Genomic DNA, 219 nt, shown 5'->3' with positions numbered 1-219 from the left:
CCCCGCCGCCGTGGCGATCCTGCCCGCCGACCGTTGGAACGGGGCATTGCGGGCCCCCTCCTGGACCGCCGTGGGATCGAATGCGTTCCTGCTGGCGCGGGACGAGGAGGCGCTTGTCGAGGTGGCGGCCGCCGCCAGCGCGGCGTCCAGGCCCTCGTGCAGCTGGACCAGGACCTCGTGGCGTCGTCCGCCGCGGTGTCGGGTGAACCGGTGCAGGCC

Annotated in this window: 1 protein-coding gene; it reads right to left on the bottom strand. The window is 75.3% G+C overall.

Annotated features, from left to right (window positions below; genetic code table 11):
- The coding region (locus J0695_RS42610; RefSeq protein WP_206970140.1) for a hypothetical protein at window positions 1-219 on the bottom strand (219 nt) is incomplete at both ends.

This window comes from Streptomyces beijiangensis (assembly GCF_017315755.1).
Classification (GTDB): domain Bacteria; phylum Actinomycetota; class Actinomycetes; order Streptomycetales; family Streptomycetaceae; genus Streptomyces; species Streptomyces beijiangensis.
Note: the sequence above shows the minus strand (reverse complement) of the source record. Positions and strands in the feature narration are given on the sequence as shown.